Annotated in this window: 14 protein-coding genes; 8 read left to right on the forward strand and 6 right to left on the reverse strand. The window is 70.3% G+C overall.

Annotation, left to right across the window (positions count from 1 at the left end):
• Positions 1-42: 42 nt before the first annotated feature.
• Complete coding sequence (locus MKD51_RS04365) at positions 43-2052, forward strand: 5'-nucleotidase C-terminal domain-containing protein (protein ID WP_240238561.1); 2010 nt, start codon at positions 43-45, stop codon at positions 2050-2052.
• A gap of 144 nt (positions 2053-2196) precedes the next feature.
• Here the strand turns inward: MKD51_RS04365 and MKD51_RS04370 are convergent, their stop codons facing one another.
• Together MKD51_RS04370 and MKD51_RS04375 are read right to left on the reverse strand one after the other, a co-directional pair.
• Positions 2197-2847 carry a response regulator transcription factor gene (locus MKD51_RS04370; RefSeq protein ID WP_240238563.1) on the reverse strand — a complete coding sequence of 217 codons (651 nt, stop codon included), beginning with the start codon at positions 2845-2847 and terminating at the stop codon, positions 2197-2199.
• Positions 2844-4301: a histidine kinase gene (locus MKD51_RS04375; RefSeq protein WP_240238565.1), complete on the reverse strand. Its 1458-nt coding sequence runs from the start codon at positions 4299-4301 to the stop codon at positions 2844-2846. The genes MKD51_RS04370 and MKD51_RS04375 overlap by 4 nt, the downstream gene beginning before the upstream one ends.
• Positions 4302-4573: 272 nt before the next feature.
• On the opposite strand from MKD51_RS04375, the gene MKD51_RS04380 reads away from it, so the two are divergent.
• The 3 genes from MKD51_RS04380 to MKD51_RS04390 all read left to right on the forward strand — a co-directional run bounded on the left by MKD51_RS04380 (position 4574) and on the right by MKD51_RS04390 (position 8250).
• Entirely contained in the window at positions 4574-6187 is a 1614-nt protein-coding gene (locus tag MKD51_RS04380; RefSeq protein ID WP_240240821.1) for an ABC transporter substrate-binding protein, read from the forward strand.
• Between the two features lie 123 nt (positions 6188-6310).
• On the forward strand, positions 6311-7315 hold the full coding sequence (locus MKD51_RS04385) for an ABC transporter permease (RefSeq protein WP_240238567.1): 1005 nt from the start codon (positions 6311-6313) through the stop codon (positions 7313-7315).
• Complete coding sequence (locus MKD51_RS04390) at positions 7312-8250, forward strand: ABC transporter permease (RefSeq protein WP_240238569.1); 939 nt, start codon at positions 7312-7314, stop codon at positions 8248-8250. Before MKD51_RS04385 ends, MKD51_RS04390 begins: the two co-directional genes overlap by 4 nt.
• Before the next feature lie 9 nt (positions 8251-8259).
• Here MKD51_RS04390 and MKD51_RS04395 read toward each other — a convergent pair whose 3' ends face one another.
• Together MKD51_RS04395 and MKD51_RS04400 are read right to left on the reverse strand one after the other, a co-directional pair.
• Positions 8260-9939, reverse strand: coding sequence for an ABC transporter ATP-binding protein (locus MKD51_RS04395; protein WP_240238571.1), 1680 nt, complete (start codon positions 9937-9939; stop codon positions 8260-8262).
• A 37-nt stretch (positions 9940-9976) separates the two neighbouring features.
• Positions 9977-10930 carry an NADP-dependent oxidoreductase gene (locus tag MKD51_RS04400; RefSeq protein WP_240238573.1) on the reverse strand — a complete coding sequence of 318 codons (954 nt, stop codon included), beginning with the start codon at positions 10928-10930 and terminating at the stop codon, positions 9977-9979.
• A gap of 103 nt (positions 10931-11033) precedes the next feature.
• Between MKD51_RS04400 and MKD51_RS04405 the strand changes: the two genes are divergently transcribed.
• The gene (locus MKD51_RS04405) at positions 11034-11732 is read left to right on the forward strand and encodes a DUF998 domain-containing protein (RefSeq protein ID WP_240238575.1); all 699 of its coding nucleotides are present in this window, start codon (positions 11034-11036) and stop codon (positions 11730-11732) included.
• A 76-nt stretch (positions 11733-11808) separates the two neighbouring features.
• Here the strand turns inward: MKD51_RS04405 and MKD51_RS04410 are convergent, their stop codons facing one another.
• Together MKD51_RS04410 and MKD51_RS04415 are read right to left on the reverse strand one after the other, a co-directional pair.
• On the reverse strand, positions 11809-12549 hold the full coding sequence (locus MKD51_RS04410; RefSeq protein WP_277603912.1) for an alpha/beta fold hydrolase: 741 nt from the start codon (positions 12547-12549) through the stop codon (positions 11809-11811).
• Positions 12549-13208: a YqaJ viral recombinase family protein gene (locus MKD51_RS04415; protein ID WP_240238579.1), complete on the reverse strand. Its 660-nt coding sequence runs from the start codon at positions 13206-13208 to the stop codon at positions 12549-12551. Before MKD51_RS04415 ends, MKD51_RS04410 begins: the two co-directional genes overlap by 1 nt.
• Positions 13209-13291: 83 nt before the next feature.
• Here MKD51_RS04415 and MKD51_RS04420 point away from each other — a divergent pair, with 83 nt between their 5' ends.
• From MKD51_RS04420 to MKD51_RS04430, 3 genes are all read left to right on the forward strand, one after another.
• Positions 13292-14287 carry a phosphotransferase gene (locus MKD51_RS04420; RefSeq protein WP_240238581.1) on the forward strand — a complete coding sequence of 332 codons (996 nt, stop codon included), beginning with the start codon at positions 13292-13294 and terminating at the stop codon, positions 14285-14287.
• Positions 14288-14386: 99 nt separating this feature from the next.
• Entirely contained in the window at positions 14387-15130 is a 744-nt protein-coding gene (locus tag MKD51_RS04425; protein WP_240238583.1) for a response regulator transcription factor, read from the forward strand.
• A 19-nt stretch (positions 15131-15149) separates the two neighbouring features.
• Positions 15150-16697 carry a HAMP domain-containing sensor histidine kinase gene (locus MKD51_RS04430; protein ID WP_240238585.1) on the forward strand — a complete coding sequence of 516 codons (1548 nt, stop codon included), beginning with the start codon at positions 15150-15152 and terminating at the stop codon, positions 16695-16697.

The following is a 16697-nucleotide window of genomic DNA, read 5'->3' on the forward strand; positions in this document are numbered from 1 at the left end:
GCTCCCAGCGCGCCGGTCCCCGCACCATCGAGAGAGGCACCCATGCCCAACCGCACCCGCCTGGCGATCACCGCAGCCGCCGCAGCAGCAGCCCTGGCGATCGCTCCCGCGACTGCCGCCGTGGCGGCGCCCGGCGACCCGATCGACCTGACGCTGCTGTCCACGACCGACAACCACGGCCACGCGGTCAACTGGGACTACTTCACGAACGCGCCGTACCCGGCGGGAGAAGAGCTCGGCCTGGCGCGCGCCGGCACGCTGATCGAGCAGGTGCGCGCAGAGCGGGGCGACGAGTCGGTGCTGCTGTTCGACAACGGCGATGCCATCCAGGGCACGCCGCTGACCTACCTGACCGGCATGCTCGAGCCCGTCACCGAGACCGGTGACACGCATCCGATGGCCGCCGCCTTCAACGAGCTCGACTACGACGCGCAGGTGGTCGGCAACCACGAGTACAACTACGGCCTCGACCTGCTCGACACCTACGACGCGCAGCTCGATGCTCCGCTGCTGGGCGCGAACGCGGTCGACGCGAGCACGGGCGAGCCGACGCTGCCGCCCACCACGATGGTCGAGCGCACGATCGACGGCCAGACCGTGCAGGTCGGCGTCATCGGTGTCGTCACCCCTGGCGTGCGGGTCTGGGATCGCGCGATCGTCGAGGGAGTCGTCGAGTTCGAGGACCAGGTCGAGACCGTCGAGCGCTACGTGCCGGAGCTCGAGGCCGCAGGTGCTGACCTCGTCGTGGTGCTGGCGCACACTGGCTTCGACCCCGAGTCGCAGACCTACGACCCTGCGGCCCTGCAGGAGAACCTCGCGACCACCGTCGCCGGTGTGCAGGGCGTCGACGTGGTCGTCGCGGGCCACTCGCACCAGGACAACCCGCAGACGATCGTCGAGCAGGCTGACGGCGGCCAGGCCCTCGTCACGCAGCCGGTCTACTGGGGCGGCAGCGTCTCGCGCGTCGACCTGCAGCTCGTGCCGGCCGGCGACGGCTTCGAGGTCAACTGGGCGGATGCCGCTCCCACCGGCGAGCAGCTGTACACGTCGGGTGACGTGGCTGAGCACGCGGGCGTCGTCGCGGCGGTGCAGGCGCAGCACGATGCGACCGTCGAGTACGTGAACACCGAGATCGCAACGCTCACCGAGACGATGTCGGGCGCCACGAGCCGCTACGAGGACACCGCGCTGATCGACTTCGTCAACGAGGTGCAGACCGAGACGGTGCGCGACGCGCTCGTCGGCACGGACTATGAGGGCTCCACGGTGATCTCGCAGGCCTCGCCGTTCAACCGCGACGTCGTGGTCGAGGCGGGATCCATGACGGTGCGCGACATGGCTGCGCTCTACATCTACGAGAACACGCTGATGGCCGTCGAGCTGAGCGGTGCGGAGCTGCGCGACTACCTCGAGTGGTCGGCGCGCTACTTCGTCGAGCAGGAGGTCGGTGCCGAGATCACTGCCGACGTCGCAGGTGCCTACGACGAGGCCGACGGCCGTCCGTTCCCCGACTACAGCTACGACGTCGTCGATGGCATCGACTACACGTTCGACATCTCGCAGCCGGTGGGGGAGCGCCTCGTGCAGTTCGAGCACCAGGACGGCACCGTCATCGCCGACGACGACGTGTTCGTGATGGGCATCAACAACTACCGGCAGTCGGGCGGCTCCGGCTACCCGCACGTCGTCGACGCGCCCGTGGTCTACAACGGCCTGCTCGAGCTGCGCCAGCTGCTCATCGACTACGCCACCGACCGCGGCACGATCGATCCGGCCGAGTTCGCCGACGTCAACTGGGCGCTCACGACGACGCCGCTCGTCGACGAGACGCCCGCGCCGACCGATCCGGTGGAGACCGAGCCCGCCCCGACGGATCCCGCCGAGACGGAGCCTGCAGCGACCGAGCCGGCTGAGACGGCCGCGCCGGGCGACGACCAGTCCGGTGGGGAGCTGCCTCGCACGGCGGTCGAGCCGTCGATGCTGGTGCTGCTCTTCGGCGGCCTGCTCGTCGCCGCGGGAGCGCTGCTGGCGCTGAGGTCGCGGAAGGGCTGATCGGCTGACCCGTAGATCGAGGAGCGCGCGTGCGGAGCGCGCTCGCGTCACGAGATCGGAGCAGCGTGCTGCGCTCCACTTCGGTCTCGTGACGGCTGCGAGCGACGCCCGCGGCCTCCTCGACCTACGGCACGGCGAACGGGCTCACACCTCGATCAGCCGATGCTCGTAGGCCAGCGCGATCAGCTGCACACGGCTCGCGACGCCCAGCTTCGTGAGGATCGCGCGCATGTGCGTCTTCACGGTGGTCTCCGCCACCCACAGCTGCTTCGCCATCTCGGCGTTCGACATGCCGCGAGCGGCGAGCGCGAACAGCTCGCGCTCCCGCGCGGTGAGGCCGGCGAGGATCGACGCGTCCGGGGCGGGCCGCACGGGTGCGAACGCCCGCAGCAGGTCGAACGTCTCCGCCGGCGCGATCACCTGCTGGCCGTCGACCACCGCCCGGATCGACTGCACGAGGAACTCGGGCCTGGCGTCCTTGAGCAGGAACCCGCTCGCTCCGGCGCGCAGCGCATCCACCACCGCCTTGTCCTGGCGGATGGTGGTGAGGACGATCACGTGCGGCGGCGGTTCCGGCGACTCGCGCCGGATCGCCGCGGTGGCGCTGACGCCGTCGAGCACCGGCATGCGGATGTCCATGAGCACGACGTCGGGCTGCAGCTCGCGGGTGCGCGCGATCGCCTGCTCGCCGTCGAGCGCGGTGCCGACCACCTCGATGCCGTCCTGGCTCTCGAGGATCATCGAGATCCCCTGCAGGAAGAGCTCCTGGTCGTCGACCAGCAGCAGCCGGATCACGCCCGCTCCGGGCCCAGCGGCCTGCCGTCGGTCGGCCGCGGCGCAGCGTTCGGGCCGGCGGGGTTCGGGATGCGGCCGTCCGGCAGGGGCGCGGGCGTCAGATCGACGGCGGTCGCCTCCGACCAGTTCTCGGGCAGCGGCTTCGTCGGGTGCTGCCCCGACTGGTGCTGAGCCTGCTCGGGGTGTCGCAGCCTGTGCAGCCTCGTCGCCTCGACGATCCATGGCGCAACGACATCCTCAGGCCGCTGCTGCCGCGGCACGGGGAGCGTGAAGAGCTGCTCCTCGGTGAGCGGCGCGGTGGGGGCGTCGCTCACCGGCTCATAGGGCAGGTGGGCGCTCACCACGAAGCGGTCGCCGTCCGCATCGATCTCGACGGTGCCTCCGGCGAGCCTGGCGCGCTCGTGCATGCCGGCGATGCCGCGACCGGCGGGCTTCAAGGCTGCGCGGTCGGGGATGGGGGAGGAGACCACGAAGGTCAGGCCCGGCCCCGTCCAGGTCAGGCTCACGAGGATGTCGCTGTCGCTGCCGCCGTGGCGGAGCGCGTTCGTGAGACTCTCCTGCACGATGCGGTAGGCGGCGATGTCGCCCAACCGAGAGAGATGCCCGTGGGCGCCCACGTCGAGCATGGTGACGGTGGGCCCGGTGGAGCGCATCTGCGCGACGAGGCCGGGGATGTCGGCGCTGGTCGGCTGCGGACGGCGGGCGTCGTCGTCGACGCGCTCGAGCAGCTGCCGCACCTCCACGAGCGCGAGCCGCGCGGTGTCGCTGATGGTGGTGAGCACGGGGTCGATGCGCTCCGGATGCGCGTGGTGGCTCAGGCGCAGCCCCTCGGCCTGGGCGGCGAGCACAGCGAGCGAGTGCGCCATCACGTCGTGGAAGTCGTGCGTGAGGTCGGCGCGCAGCCGCTCGTCGCGCAGCTCCGACTCGACGACGGTGGTGCGGGCGACGGCGGTCTCCCTCGCCTGCTCGGCGCGCAGCGCGTCGGCGAGGGCGCGGATCCCGAGCGCTGCGGCCCAGACCAGCATGCACAGCACCCATGCGAGCAGGCCTTCGTTGTTGGTGAGCCCGCCATAGCCGGTCGCCTCTTGCACTGTCGTCTGCGTCGCCAGGGCGATGGCGGCGAGGGCGCCGACCGGGATGCCCAGCAGGGCGCGGGTGCGCAGCGGCCCGATGCACCAAGTGATGATGCAGGCGATACCCAGCGCGCCGTAGAGCATGAAGACGCCGATCGAAGGGTGCGAACCAGCAGCAAGCAGCGTCGCAGCAGCTCCTGCGGCGAACGCGATGCGCGGGAAGGCGACCGAGATGCTCAGCACTCCGCAGATGGCGACGAGCGCGATCAAGTCGAGCGGGCCGGTGAACCGCCACGTGATCGTGTTGGCCAGCAGCACGATCACGGCGATCAGCGCTGGCCACCACGTTGCGGCAAGCCCGGTGAGACGCGTGAGTGTCATGCGCACAGGCTAGGCCGCCGCTTCCTACCGGTGCACGGCATCCGCCTCCATCTCGTCCCGAAGGACGAGGCGCATGCGCGCGGAGAGCAGGGTCGTTGCGCGATTGTGACTGTCTGGACACGATGTTTGCGCTGTGCGCGGGCTAGGTTGGAGCACACGCACGCTCGGCGCTGAGCGCGGACGCGTGCGAACAGTCCCTTCAGGAAAGGTCCAGCACCGTGATCCCATCCGCAAAGCGACGCCTCCTCGTGGGCCTCGCCGGTGGCGCAGCCATGACGCTCGTGCTCACCGGTTGCGTCCAGAGCCAGCGCGACGACGAGGGCGGCGACTCCGCCGCACCGAGCGATGTCAACTCCACGTTCGTGTTCGCAGGATCGTCGGACCCCTCGGGCCTCGACCCCGCGTTCGCCAACGACGGCGAGTCGTTCCGCATCTCGCGCAACATCTTCGAGGGCCTCATCGGCGTCGAGCCCGGCACGGCAGAGGCGGCTCCGCTGCTCGCCGAGACCTGGGAGACCACCGAGGACGGCCTGTCGACGACCTTCAACCTGAAGGCCGACGTCACGTTCCACGATGGCACCGAGTTCAACGCGGAGGCCGTCTGCACGAACTTCGAGCGCTGGTACAACTGGACCGGGATCGCCGCGACCGAGAGCCTGTCGTACTACTACGGCTCGCTCTTCGGCGGCTTCGCCGGCGACGAGAACGCGCTCTACGAGTCGTGCTCCGCCGACGACGAGCTGACCGCGACCATCAACCTGACCCGCCCGTTCTCGGGCTTCATCGCCTCGCTCTCGCTGCCGTCGTTCGCGATGCAGAGCCCGGCCGCGATGGAGGAGTTCGGTGCGGATGACGTCGGCGGCTCCGAGGAGGCACCGGAGTACAGCGAGTACGCCGAGGCGCACCCGACCGGCACCGGTCCGTTCACGTTCGAATCCTGGAACCCGGGCAGCGAAGTGGTGCTGCAGGCCTACCCCGACTACTGGGGCGAGCAGGGCCAGGTGCAGGAGGTCGTCTTCCGCGTCATCGACGACCCGACCGCACGCCGTCAGGCGCTCGAGGCCGGCGAGATCGACGGCTACGACCTCGTCGCTCCCGCCGACACCGCCGCCCTCGACGAGGCCGGCTTCAACGTCATGCAGCGCGACCCGTTCACGGTGCTCTACCTCGGCTTCAACCAGACCGTCGAAGAGCTGCAGGACCCGCTCGTGCGCGAGGCCATCGCCCACGCGATCGACCGCGATGCGCTCGTGACCCAGGTGCTGCCCGAGGGCACGGAGGCGGCGACGCAGTTCATCCCGCCGGTCGTGAACGGCTACAACGAAGACGTCACGACCTACGACTACGACCCCGAGCGTGCGCAGGAGCTGCTGGCCGAGGCCGGCTACGAGGACGGCCTCGAGCTGACCTTCAACTACCCGGTGAACATCTCGCGGCCGTACATGCCGAACCCGGAGGAGATCTTCGTGGCCCTCTCGGGTCAGCTGGAGCAGGTCGGCATCACGGTCAACCCCGTGGCAGACGAGTGGGTCGACTACCTCGACCGCATTCAGGGCACCGCCGACCACGGCATCCACCTGCTCGGCTGGACCGGCGACTACAACGACACCGACAACTTCGTCGGCGTCTTCTTCGGTGCGCAGGGCAACGAGTGGGGCTTCGACAACCAGGAGCTGTTCGACGCGCTCGGCGAGGCGCGGCAGATCCCGGATCCGGAGGAGGCCGCTGTGGCCTACCAGGCGATCAACGAGCAGATCGCACAGTTCCAGCCCGGTGTGCCGCTCGCACACCCGGCGCCGTCGCTGGCGTTCAGCCCGCGCGTGACGAACTACCCGGCGAGCCCCGTCAACGACGAGGTGTACAACCTGATCGAGCTGAGCGAGTAGTCTCGATCGGTCATCCGGATGCCGTGGGGCGGGTTCGTCCCACGGCATCCGGCACGACCGGCCGGTGCTTGCATCATGAGCGCCGACCGGTCGATCTGAGCCCGCCCCCGACGGAGAGACCACGTGCTTCGAACCATCGGCAGACGCCTGCTGCTGCTGATCCCCACCCTGTTCGGTCTGACCGTGCTGCTGTTCTTCTGGGTGCGGGCGCTGCCGGGCGGGCCAGCGGCCGCGCTGCTCGGCGAGCGCGCGACACCCGAGGCGATCGAGCGGATCAACGAGGCATATGGCTTCAACCGTCCGCTGCCCGAGCAGTACCTCACCTGGCTCGGCCGCCTCGCGCAGGGCGACTTCGGCAACTCGATCGAGACCCGCAGGCCGGTGCTCGAGGAGTTCGCGAACCGCTTCCCCGCCACACTCGAGCTCTCTGTGCTCGCGCTCATCATCGCGGTCGGCATCGGCATCCCGCTCGGCTACTGGGCTGCGCGCAATCATGGCAAGCTGTTCGACCACCTCTCGGTCGGCGCGAGCCTGCTGGGCATCACGATCCCGGTGTTCTTCCTCGCGTTCATGCTCAAGTGGCTGTTCGCGGTGCAGCTCGGCTGGCTCCCCACGACGGGCAGGCAGGATCGGTCGATCGATGCCACGCATGCGACAGGCTTCTACGTGCTCGACGGCCTGCTCACGGGTGAGTTCGACGCGGCGTTCAACGCCTTCACGCACCTGCTGCTGCCCGCGATGGCGCTCGCGACCATCCCGCTCGCGATCATCGTGCGCATCACCCGCGCATCCGTGCTCGAGGTCGTCAACGCCGACTACGTGCGCACCGGCCGCGCGAAGGGCGTCTCGAAGCAGATCATCCGCAACCGGTTCGTGCTGCGGAATGCGATGCTGCCGGTCGTCACCACCATCGGTCTCCAGGCAGGCCTACTGATCTCCGGCGCGGTGCTCACCGAGACCGTGTTCGCCTTCCCGGGCATCGGCGCCTTCCTGGCGAACGCCATCTTCGCCAGAGACTTCCCGGTGCTGCAGGGCTTCGTGCTCTTCATCGCCATCGCATACGCACTCATCAACCTGATCGTCGATGTCTCCTACAGCTTCATCGACCCGAGAGTGAGGATCCAGTGAGCGCCGCAGACGTCCTCCCGGCCGCATCGGGGCCGGAGCCCGGCCCCGCGGGGGCGCCGCGTCACAGCGGCAGCTTCTGGGGCGATGTGCTCCGCCGCGTGCGCAAGAACCCTGCGGCCTGGGTCGGAGCAGTCATCGTGCTGCTGTTCATCCTGGTCTCGATCCTCGCGCCCCTGCTCGCGCCGTACGCCGAGCTCGAGACCCCCGGCCGCGAGCACCTGCGCCCGACCTCGCTGCCCGGGATCGGCGAGGTGCCGGAGTTCCCGCTCGGCGTCGACCGCTTCGGCGGCGACGTGGTCTCGAAGCTCATCTGGGGCGCGCAGGCATCGCTCATGATCGGCGTCGTGTCGACGTTCTTCGGCCTCCTGGGCGGCATGGTGCTCGGCGCCCTCGCCGGTGCCTTCGGCGGATGGGTCGACACCGTCATCATGCGGGTGGTCGACATCCTGCTCTCGGTGCCGCACCTGCTGCTCGCCGTCTCGATCGCCGCGATCCTGGGCCGCACCCCGCTCGCGATCATGATCGCCATCGGTGTCGCGCAGGTGCCGATCTTCGCGCGCCTGCTGCGATCGTCCATGCTGGGCCAGCGCGGCTCCGACTACGTGCTCGCCGCGCGCACGCTCGGCCTCGGCACCGGTCGCATCACCATGACGCACCTGCTGCCCAACTCGGTCGGCCCGGTGATCGTGCAGGCGACCCTGACGCTCGCGACGGCCGTCATCGATGCCGCGGCGCTCTCGTTCCTCGGCCTCGGCGGCGGGCGACCTGAGACAGCGGAGTGGGGCCGCATGCTCACCTACGCGCAGGCGGAGCTCGCGATCGCGCCATCGCTGGCGTTCCTGCCCGGCATCTGCATCATGATCACGGCGCTGGGCTTCACGCTGCTCGGCGAGTCGCTGCGCGAGGCGATGGACCCGCGCACGCGGAAGCGGTAGGGCGAAGGGTCAGCTCGCGATCTTCAGCTCGTTGCCTGGGATCGACGCGAGCAGCGCGCGCGTGTAGGGGTGGCGCGGGTTGGTGAAGATCTCCTCAGAGGTCGCCGCCTCGACGAGCTTGCCGTGCTGCATCACGGCGACCTCGTCGCTGATGAGCCGCACCACCGCGAGGTCATGCGAGATGAACAGGTAGCTCAAGCCCAGCTCGCGCTGCAGGTCGCCCAGCAGCCGCAGGATCTGATCCTGCACGAGCACGTCGAGCGCCGAGACCGGTTCGTCGCAGACGATCACGTCGGGCTTGAGCGCGAGCGCCCTGGCGATCGCGATGCGCTGGCGCTGGCCGCCGGAGAGCTCCGAGGGGTAGCGCCGGGCCATGGTGCTCGGCAGCGCCACCTGGTCGAGCAGCTCGAGCACGCGCTTCTGGCGCTCCGAGCGCGAGCCCTTGCCATAGAACGACAGCGGCTCCTCGATGATCTTCTCGATCGTGAACATCGGGTTGAGCGACGAATAGGGGTCCTGGAACACCGGCTGCACCCTCTGCCGGAACTCTCGCTGCTCCTCTCGCGAGAGCGAGAAGACATCCTTGCCCTCGAACCGGATGGTGCCGCTCGTCGGAGCGAAGGCCTTGAGCAGCATGCGCGCGGTGGTGGTCTTGCCCGAGCCCGACTCTCCCACGATCGAGACGGTCGTGCCGCGCGGCACCGACAGCGAGACATCGTCCACGGCCTTGAACGGCTCGCGGCTGCCCCGCACGGGGAACTCCTTGGAGACGTGCTCGAACTCGATGATCGTGTCGGGCTTCGCCGACGCGGCCAGAGCCGACGGATCCGTCTCCGAGGCATCCGCACCCACGGCCTTCACCGAGAAGTCGGCAGGGCGCATGCGGGCCATCGCCACGGACGGCGCCGCCTTGACGAGCGACTGCGTGTAGGGGTGCTGGGGGTTCTCGAGGATCTGCTTCGCGGGGCCCTGCTCCACGACGCGGCCGCGATGCATGACGACGACGTGCTTCGCGCGCTCCGCGGCGAGGCCGAGGTCGTGCGTGATGAGCAGCACCGAGGTGCCGAGCTCCTTCGTCATCGTCTCGAGCTGGTCGAGGATGGTGCGCTGCACCGTGACGTCGAGCGCGCTCGTCGGCTCGTCGGCGATGAGCAGCTGCGGCCGGCAGGCGAGGCCGATGGCGATGAGCGCGCGCTGCCGCATGCCGCCGGAGAACTCGTGCGGATACTGCTTCGCGCGCGCCGCGGCGTCGGGCAGGCCGGCGGCCTCCAGCGTCTCGATGACCTTCTGGTCGACGTCCTTGCGCGTGGCGAGGCCGTGCGCCAGCAGCGTCTCGGCGACCTGCGTGCCGATCTTCGCGACCGGGTTGAGGTTCGACATCGGATCCTGCGGCACGAGGCCGATGCGACGACCGCGGATCGTGCGCAGCTTCGACTCGCTCGCGCCCACCAGCTCCTCGCCGGCAAAGCGGATGCTGCCCGCCTCCACCCGTCCATTGCCGGACAGCAGGCCGATCACCGCCATCGCGGTCGTGGACTTGCCGGAGCCCGACTCTCCCACGATCGCGATGGTCTCGCCCTCGCCGATCGACAGGCTCGCCTCATGGACCGCGGTCACCACTCCGTCCTGGGTGGTGAACTCGATCTTGAGGCCGGAGACCTCCAGCAGCGGCTTCTTCGCGTCGCTCATGCGACCATCCTGCCCTGCCGAGCGCGACTTCGCCGACTCAGCGCACCTTCAGCACGAGCTTGCCGCGCACGTGGCCGCCCTGCAGCGTCGCGAACGCGTCGTGCACCTGCCCGAGCTGGTAGACCTTCTGCACTTCAACGCGCACGTCGCCAGCGTCGATGAGCCGAGCAATGATTCCGAGGTTCGAGCCGTCTGACTCGACCTTTATCGCCGACGCGCGCAGGCCGCGCTCGGCGGCGACGGATGCGTAGTCCGGCCAGGAGCCGGTGGGCACGTTGAGGTAGAGGCCGCCGTGCTTGAGCACGTCGAGCGAGCGGGTGCCGGTGTCGTCTGCCACGTTGCCGATCAGGTCGACGACCACGTCGACCTTCTGCAGCACATCCTCGAACCGATCCTTGCCGTAGTCGACGACCTCGTCGGCGCCCAGCGAGCGCACGAAGTCGACGTTGCGCTCTGAGACGGTCGTGGCGACCTGCGCGCCGAAGTACTTGGCGAACTGCACCGCGAAGTGGCCGACGCCGCCAGCGCCGGCGTGGATCAGGATGCGCTGCCCCGCGCGGGCCTTGGCGACGCGCACGACGGCGTCCCAGGCGGTGAGCGCAGCGCAGGGCACGGCCGCGGCTTCCTCGAAGCTGAGCGATTCGGGCTTGGGCGCCAGCGCGAGGCTGGGCACGGCCACCTGCTCCGCGAACGAACCGCGGGTGCGCCAATGATTCGCGATGCCGTAGACGGCGTCGCCCGGCTGCAGGTCGTGTGCCTCGTAGGGAGCCGCCGCGACGATGCCGGCGACGTCGCCGCCCGGGACCCAGGGCAGCAGCGGCTCGACAGCCTTCGCTGCGCCCTTGCCGGTCACCGTCTTGAAGTCGATCGGGTTCATGCCTGCCGCATGGACATCGACGATGACCTCGGTGCCGAGCTTCATCGGCGCCTCGATCTCACCGATCTCGACACCATCGGTCGGGCCGAAATCCCGAACCAGCACTGCACGCATCGCACTTCCTCCTGGGTCTCTTCGACGGTAGCGCACGCGTGTGACGGCCAGATGTCCGGATGACGACGCGTGACGCCCAGCGACGCGCGGCTACAGTGCACGTGTGCTCCACCGCCCCAGGCTCGATGGCGTCGCCATCCTCGACATCGTCGTCGCCGCGCTCGCGACCGCGTGCCTGGTCGCGGGTGCGGTCGTCATCGGACAGGCGCGCGCATCGCTCGGCATCTTCCTCTACATCTCGGAGCTCGGCGCGCTCACGATGCCGACCGCTGCGCAGTTCCAGCTGGGATTCGTGCTCGTGATCGCCGGCATCCTGCTGGTCGCGGTCGTGCTGCGCGACGTGCGCACACGGCTGCCCGTGCTGCGCCGCTGGGCGCCCGCCGCCGCGCTCGTCCTCGCGGGCGCGCTGTTCCTGGTCGCGGCGGCAGTGCCCTGCTCTGCGGGCTGCCCGTCGCTGCTCACATCCGAGGCGCAGTGGCGCGACTGGGTGCACATCGTTGCCGCCGTGCTCGGCTTCGCAGCCGGCTGCCTCGCGATGCTGCAGTTCGCCACCGCGCGCGACCGCTGGGTGGCGCGCCTGTCGATCGCGGGCGGTCTCGCTGTCGGCATCATCGCCGCGACGGGCGGCATCATCTCGCTCGCCCGCGGCAACACCGACCTCGGCTCGACCCTCGAGTACGTCGCGGCCGGGATCGGCGTCCTGTGGATGATCGCGATGGTCGTCGTGCACGCGCTGCCCGACCGCGCGGTGGCAGCCGAGCCGAGCCGCGCGCGCGTGCCGGTCGGCTCGACGCTCCGCTGAGTGCCCCGCTGGGTCTCGCCACGCGTCGCGCTGCGTGCGGCGCTCCTCGACCTTGATCACCGCACGGTGAGCGGGCTCAGCTGCCGACCAGGAAGCTCCCCAGCTGCTGCTGGAACCACCGCAGCATCGCCTCCTCGCCGTCGTCCCGCGCGGGTGAGACGAGCATCCGGCATCCCAGCTCGTCACGCCACGCCTCGGCGATGTGCAGCGGATGCACGGGATCGCGGGGGCTCGCCAGCACCACCGTCGGTGCAGCGATCCGCAGCTCGCCGGGCACGTAGGCGGCGTTGCGGGGAATCTCGGTGAGGCGGATGCGTCGCTCGACCGCGCCGGGCTGGGTCACCTGAGCCTCGATCGCGCGGGCATGCGCGGGCGACTCGTGCGCGATGGCGCGCCATGCGCCCGATGCGCGCAGGTGGTCGAGCGCCCGCTGCTGCCGGTGCTCGCCCAGCAGTCGCCCGAGGAGCGGGAAGATCGCGAGGTTCGGCGGCAGCGGCTGGGGCGTGAACGCCGGGCGCACGAGTGCGACGCGGTCGATCGGGAAGCGACCTGAGCGGGCGATGATCGTGGCGAGCGCTGCGCCGAGCGAGACCCCCACGATCGACACGGGCGAGCCGTCGCCGACGCGCACGAGCTCGTCGGCCACCTCGCCGGCCAAGGCCTCGAGCGAGAAGTCGTCGGGCTCGCCGATGAGCGGGCTCGCGCCGTGCGCGCGCAGGTCGGGGGCGAGCACCTGCACGCCTGCAGGCACGGCGCCGGCCAGGTAGCCACGCATGGCGCTCGAGTCTGATCCGAGCCCGTGGATGGCCAGCAGCATCAGCGGCGCAGCAGCTCGAGCAGCCGGTCGGCGCGGTCGACGAGCGCGGCGATCTCATCCTCGTCGCGCTCGACCCAGTGGTGCTTGGGCGGGCCGACGGGCACGAACTCCTGGTGCTGCTCCCAGACGAAGAGCGTGCGCTCGGCGCCCAGCACGTACTGCTGCCACCAGATCTGCCGAAGGTACGACTTCGGGATGCGGTCGAACGGCTTCGAGGTCGTCTTGATCTCGGCGAGCACGGTGCCGTCGTCGCTGATGCAGTCGGGCGTCGCGAGGTGACGGCGCTCCGGCACCGAGTGGAACAGCGCATCAGAGGGCGAGAGCGAGAAGTGGTCGTGCACCCAGCTGGCGATGTGCGGCTCTCGCGCACGCCCGTGATCGGTGAAGGCGTTGCCGGTGAAGCCGCGCAGGCTGAACTTCTCGCGCGCGACGGTCTCGATCGAGCGCGGCGTCGAGAGCTTCGCCGCGTCGGTGGCGGTCACGCCCTGCGAGCGGGCGCGAAGCCACGCCACGCGATTGCTCGAGTGGGCGACGATGCGATGCACGTGCGCGGCGATGACGATGCGGGTCGCGGATGCGGTGCTCGGCACCGCGGTGCCGTCGCCCTCGGGCTCGATCACCTCGGCGAGATCGCCGAAGATGTCGAGCTGCGCGTCCATTCAGCCATCGTCCCACGCCGCACCGACGCGGCGGGCCCGGCTCGCCTGCGCAGCGCGGGCGAGTCACATGATGGGATGTCGCAATGGCGAGCGGATACGACGACCTGACCGAGGCCGAGCAGGTCGAGGCGCTGCGACCCGTCGCGATGCGCGCCGCCGAGGCGTTCGGGCTCGACGTCGCGCGGCTCGAGGTGCTGCTGCACGCCTACAACACGACCTTCGAGCTCGAGCAGCCGGATGGCCGGCGCTTCGCGCTGCGCCTCGGCACGAACTCGCACAGCACCGTCGAGCACGCGATCGCGCAGCAGGCGTGGATCGCCGCCATCGGCGAGCAGACCGAGGTGCGCGTGCCGGAGCCGCTGCGCACGCCCGACGGGCGCTGGTGCGTGGAGGTCGCTGCCCCCGAGCTCGGCCGCTCGCTGCTCGTGACGATCGCCGGCTGGCTCGACGGCGACGACGCCGACGTGCTCGACATCGTGTCGGCACGGGCGCTCGGGCGCACGATGGCCACGCTGCACGCGCAGGCCGATGGCTGGGCGCTGCCGGCGGGCGGCTCGCTGCCGCGGTTCGACGAGCCGCTGTTCGGCGACGAGGATCTGCTGGCGGCCGCACCCGGGCTGAGTGCGGGCGATCGCGCGGTGCTCGACGAGGCGCGGGCTCGCGCCGACGAGGTCTTCGAGCGGCTCTTCTCCGACGCCCGGTTGCGGCCGCTGCACGCCGACCTGCACGGCGGCAACCTCAAGTGGCACGAAGGGCGGCTCGCGGTGTTCGACTTCGACGACGCCGGCCTCGGGCTGCCGGCGCTGGATCTCGCGATCTCCGCCTTCTACCTGCGCGGGGAGGATCCGGCGCTCGAGGCCGCGATGCGCGCTGGCTATGCAGAGCTCGCGCCGCTGCCGGAGGTCGCGCACACCGACTTCGAGACCATCGTGGCGTCGCGGCAGCTGCTGCTCGCGAACGCCTTGCTCGCCAGCAACACCGCCGACCTGCGCGCGCAGGCCGCCGACTACCTGCGCACCTCGGTGCAGCGCATCCGCCACTGGCTCGAGACCGGCAGCTTCACGCGCACTCCCGCCTGAGCGCTCGGTTCCGTTCGCTCAGCGCTGAAAGCAGACGCACAGGAAGCGCATAGCCTGGATTCGGACGCACACATAGGAGACTCTGGCGAAATGGATGGCATGACCGATACCGCTCAGCAGCAGCTGCGAGCCCAGCCCCGCCTCACCCGCCAGGACGGCTCGCCCATCCGCGTGGTCGTCGTCGACGACGAGCAGAGCCTCGCCGACCTCGTCGCCATGGGACTCAAGTACGAGGGGTGGGATGTGAAGACCGCCGCCAACGGCCAGCAGGCGCTGCAGGCCGTGCGCGAGTTCCGCCCCGACGCCCTCGTGCTCGACATCATGCTCCCCGACATCGACGGGCTCACCGTCCTCCAGCGGCTCCGCTCCGCCGGCTTCGACGTGCCGGTGCTCTTCCTCACCGCGAAGGACTCGCTCGACGACCGCGTCGCAGGCCTCACCGCCGGCGGCGACGACTACGTCACCAAGCCATTCGGCCTCGAGGAGGTCGTCGCGCGACTCCGTGGCCTGATCCGCCGCACCGCGACCGCCGCCGAGGAGTCGAGCGTACTCTGGGTCGGCGACCTGATGATGGACGAGGATTCCTACGAGGTGCGCCGAGGCGGTCAGCAGGTCGACCTCACCGCCACGGAGTTCGAGCTGCTGCGCTACCTCATGCGCAACCCGCGCCGCGTGCTCTCGAAGGCGCAGATCCTCGACCGCGTGTGGTCCTACGACTTCGGCGGCCGCGCGAGCGTCGTCGAGCTCTACATCTCCTACCTGCGCAAGAAGATCGACACGCTCGGGCCGGCCATGATCCACACCGTCCGCGGCGTCGGCTACCAGCTGCGCGCCGCAGAGTGATCGGCAGGAGCCTCCGAGCGTGACCCAGGCAGCGGCGTCCGCCGCCCAGCTGGGCCGACGCATCCAGAATCCGTCGTCGTGGTCGTTGCGACGGCGGCTTCTGGTCGTGGTGGTGGCGCTGTTCGCGCTGCTCACCGCGGCCGTCGCGATCGCGAGCGTCATGACGATGCGCGTGGTGCTCGAGACGCGCGTCGACGAGCAGCTCGTCGAGCTCGCCAGTCGCACCGCCATCGACGTCGACCGCAACGGGGAGGCGCTCGTCGACCCCAACAGCGCGGCGGGAGCGATGTTCGCGATCCAGTCGGGCGACGGGCTCGGCACGAACTTCGTGCTCAACCGCCTCGGACAGAAGCTCGGACTGTCGTCAGGTGATCAGCAGGCCGTGATGGAGGCGCAGACGGATGCTGTGACGACCGTGTCATTGCCGACCTACGGCTCCTACCGGGTCATCGCCCACCAGGTGGGCGATGTCCGCGTGATCGTGGGCATGTCCCTGTCCGACACGAACCAGACGCTCGCCGCGCTCGGGTTCGTCATCGCCGTCTCCGCCATCGCCGCCGTCACGATCGTGCTGCTGCTGGGCGACTGGATCATCCGACGCGCGCTGCGACCACTCACCTCCGTCATCGCGACGACCGAGCGCATCTCGCAGCTGCCGCTCGCCTCCGGAGACGCGCAGCTGACCAACCGGGTGCGTATCGAGGAGCCGGCGAGCGAGGTCGGCCGTGTGCAGGAGTCGATGAACCGGATGCTCAAGCACATCGAGGAGGCCTTCGACGCGCGCGCGCTCAGCGAGCGACGCGTGCGGCAGTTCGTCGCCGATGCGTCGCACGAGCTGCGCACGCCGCTCGCCGCCGTGCGCGGCTACGCCGAGATCACCCGCAAGCACGACGAGGAGCTGAGCGAGGACACCCGCGCTTCGCTCGAGCGCATCGAGGCGGCCGCGCACCGCATGCAGGCGCTCGTCGACGACCTGCTGCTGCTCGCCAGGCTCGACGAGGGCCGCGAGCTCGTGCGCGGCGAGGTCGACCTCTCGCTCATGGTCGTCGAGGCCGTCGCCGACGCGCAGGCCGCCGGCCGCGAGCATCCGATCTCGCTCGAGCTGCCAGAGGAGCCCGTCGTCGTCGGAGGAGACCAGCTGCGGCTGCAGCAGATCGTCGCGAACCTGCTCGCGAACGCCCGTGTGCACACGCCCGACGGCACCACGATCGACGTGCGGCTGCGCTCCGAAGGCGACGACGCGGTCGTCGAGATCGTCGACGCGGGCCCCGGCATCCCCGAGGCCCTGCTGCACACCGTCTTCGAGCGCTTCGCGCGCGGCGATTCGAGCCGCTCGCGCGCGACCGGCTCCTCTGGCCTGGGGCTCGCGATCGTGCAGGCGCTGGTCGATGCCCACCACGGCTCGATCAGCCTGGAGAGCGAGCCGGGTCGCACTGCCTTCACCGTGCGGCTGCCGCTGTGGCCGACGCCGGATGGCGAGGTCGCAGCGGTCGACGGCGCCGCGGAGGCCGGAGCGGTCGACGGCTCGGTGCCGGTGCCGCCGTCGGCGTCGGCGCCCCCGTCGTGA

Origin of the sequence: Agrococcus sp. ARC_14, from assembly GCF_022436485.1 — a bacterium.
Lineage (GTDB): Bacteria > Actinomycetota > Actinomycetes > Actinomycetales > Microbacteriaceae > Agrococcus.